General features: G+C 71.9%; 3 protein-coding genes. All 3 read left to right on the top strand.

The annotated features are described in order from the left end of the window. On the top strand, positions 1–616 hold a 616-nt coding region (locus HY703_05465; GenBank protein ID MBI4544618.1), incomplete at its 5' end, for a hypothetical protein. A 550-nt stretch (positions 617–1,166) separates the two neighbouring features. Next, positions 1,167–2,327: an efflux RND transporter periplasmic adaptor subunit gene (locus tag HY703_05470; protein ID MBI4544619.1), complete on the top strand. Its 1,161-nt coding sequence runs from the start codon at positions 1,167–1,169 to the stop codon at positions 2,325–2,327. Positions 2,328–2,329: 2 nt separating this feature from the next. Continuing rightward, the coding region (locus tag HY703_05475; protein MBI4544620.1) for a TolC family protein at positions 2,330–2,940 on the top strand (611 nt) is incomplete at its 3' end.

The following is a 2,940-nucleotide window of genomic DNA, read 5'->3' on the forward strand; positions in this document are numbered from 1 at the left end:
GGTGCAGGTCTTCCAGGCTGCCGCCCCCCTCCAGCCTGGGGAGTACCTGCGTGCGCACCTGACGCTCGAGGTCTCACCTGCGGAGTCCGCGCTGCACCGTGTGGTGGTCGAAGGGTCGGGTCCCCCGCCGATGGGCCAGCTTTATGGCGGCCCGCTCAGAGTGCCGGACTATTCCGGCGACCGGCTGATGCTGAGCGACCTGGTGTTGGCCGAGGCCGACCGCGAGGGGGCGTGGCGACGGGGCGGTGTATCCCTATCCATCGTGCCGCCGGGGCAGTTCCGAGCCCCTGGCGTGTTCCGCCTCTTCTACGAGATCTACAACCTCCCGCCCGGCGTGCCTTACCGCACAGAGATCGAAGTGAAACCGGCAGCAGGGCGCAGTCTGCTCGCCCGCCTGCGCTCGCTGCTGGGCGGGAAAGAACGCATCCAGCTGCGCTTCGAGGGGGTGGCGACATCCGGTCCGGACAACCTGCTGCAGGAAGTCCGGCGCGTAGCCGCCGAGTTCCGGCCCGGACGCTACCGGCTGCGGCTGCGCATCACCAACCTGAGCACGCAAGAGGCAGCCGTTCGGGACCGCCTGTTCGATGTCCTGCCGTCAGCGGAACGCCTCCGGTAACCGGCGGCCCGCGCACACTCCATCGCCGCGGGCGTCTCTTGAGGGGGGAGCGCGCAGCGTGCCTGTCCCCAGGTAGCGGAGTTGCTGACCGGGCCGTCGAAGTCGCTGCTCCGGCTACCGCCGGGCGGTACAGGGCTTTCTACCCGGGCGCACGCGAAAAACGGCACCTCTGGCAGCCAGCACTCTCCGCGTCGAATCCCTGGGTTTGTAAGGTTTTGGCCGCGAGCGGCATCTATATAGGTAGAGGGAGGCATTCGCCGGGGGTGCCCCCGATGGCCTGGGTGCCTGCCTGCTGCCCGTGCGGTGCCGGTCACGCCGCGGGTTGTCTCTCAGGTCTTTTGGGGATCGGGCACGCGCCTGTGTCCCCGCGGGCCATGGCGTGGCACCAAGCGCGCGCCTAGCTTTGGGCGTGCGCCGCGCGCCGCCCCGTGGCCGCCGCGCGCGGCCGGCGCGCCCCCGACCGCTTTCGCTCGCTTGTCCACCCTGACCCCTGGATGCTATGTGGCTTCGCTTTCCGCCCAGACCATCACGTGGCACGCTACACGTGGCCGTGGCCGCGCTCATCGTCCTGCTGCTCGGCTCGGGCATCTACGTGCGCATCAAGGGCGCGGGCGAGTCCGGTGCAGAGGGGAGTGAGGGCAGCGCCAGCGCCAGCGGTGACCGGCCCGAAGTTTCGGCCACGTCCGCGTTCGCCACGGACATTGCCATTCCGGTGGAGGGCGCGCGGGTGGTGCGCGACACACTGGTCATCTCCGTGGCCGCCTCCGGCCAGGCCGCCGCCTCGCGCCAGACCGTGGTCCTGGCCCAGGTCGCCGGGCGGGTGGCGCAGCTCCCGGTCAGGGAGAACGACGCCGTAGCCGCGGGCGCGCGGCTGCTCGTTCTGGAGTCGGCGGAGTACGAGCTGTCCGTGGCCGAGGCGCAGGCAGGTCTGCGCGAGGCGCGGGCGCGCTACGGCGAGCTGGTCCTGTTCGACGAGATGCTGCCCGACTCGGCGGTGCGCGCGGAGCGCGAGAGCGTGGCCCGGGCCAAGAGTGGGCTGGATGCGGCCGAGGTCCGCCTGCGCAGGGCGGAGCTGGACCTGGCGCGCACGCGCGTGGCCGCGCCCTTTGCCGGCCGGGTCGCCAGCATCCGCATTGTTCCCGGCCAGTGGGTTCGCCCGGGCGACGAGCTGCTCACGGTGGTGGACCTCGACCCCATCAAGGTCGAGGTCCAGGTGCTCGAGGGCGAGGTCGGCTACCTGGCGCCCGGCCGCAGGGCCCGCGTCTCCTTTGCCGCCTTCGCCGACCAGACGTTTGCCGGCCGCATCGAGACCATCAACCCGCTGGTAGAGCGCGAGACGCGCACGGCCAGGGTCACGGTCGTGGTGCCCAACCCGGGCGGCCGGATCCTGCCGGGCATGTACGCCCGCGTCTCGCTGGACGCGCGCCGCTTCCCGGGCCGCATCCTGGTGCCGCGCGCGGCGATCCTCGAGCGCGACCGCCGCACCATGCTCTTTGTCTACGAGGGCGACGCGCGCGGCGGGCTGGCCAAGTGGCGCTACGTCACCACCGGCCTCGAGAACGAGTCGCTGGTCGAGATCGTGCCCGACCCGGAGACGGAGAAGGTCGAGCCAGGAGAGATCGTGCTGACCGACGGGCATTACACGCTGGTCCACGACGCTCGTGTCCGCCTGGTAGCCGACGTTGCCGCCGCCGGCGGCCGGCCCAACTAGCCATGGGGCGGCTTCTGGTCTTGCTGCTTGCTGCGGTCTTCCTGCTCGCAGCCGGTTCGCCGGCAGCCGCCCAGGAGACCCACGACGAAGCCGCAGCCGTCCCCGCCCGCCTCACGCTCGAGGATGCCCTGCGCCTTGCGCGGGCGCGGAACCCCGCCTACCGCAAGGTGCTGAACGACCTGGACGTGCTGGCCGCGGAGGAGCGGGTAGGGTGGGGCGCGCTGCTGCCCAGCCTCACCACCGATCTCCGCCTTTCCGGCTCCTCGTCTCGCATTGCTACGGGGCAGGACGACTTCGGCCAGCCGCGCACCCTCCCCGATCCCATCGACTTCACCAGCAGCTCGAGCACGCAGGGGGTCTTCCTCAGGCTCTACCTGTTCGACGGCTTCGCCAACCTGAACGACCTGCGCGCCGCTCGCGCGGCCTCCCGGGCGGCGGAGGCCCGGGCGCGCGCGGGGGCCGCACGCCTTGGCGCCGACGTCAGCCGCCGCTTCTATGCGGCCCTCCACGCGCGCGGCCTCATCGAGCTCGAGGAGCGGCTGCTCGTCTCGGCCCGTGACCGGCTCGCGGCCACCGAGCGGCTGGTGCGCGTCGTTGCGGCGACGGCCGTCGA

This window comes from Gemmatimonadota bacterium (genome assembly GCA_016209965.1).
Lineage (GTDB): Bacteria > Gemmatimonadota > Gemmatimonadetes > Longimicrobiales > RSA9 > JACQVE01.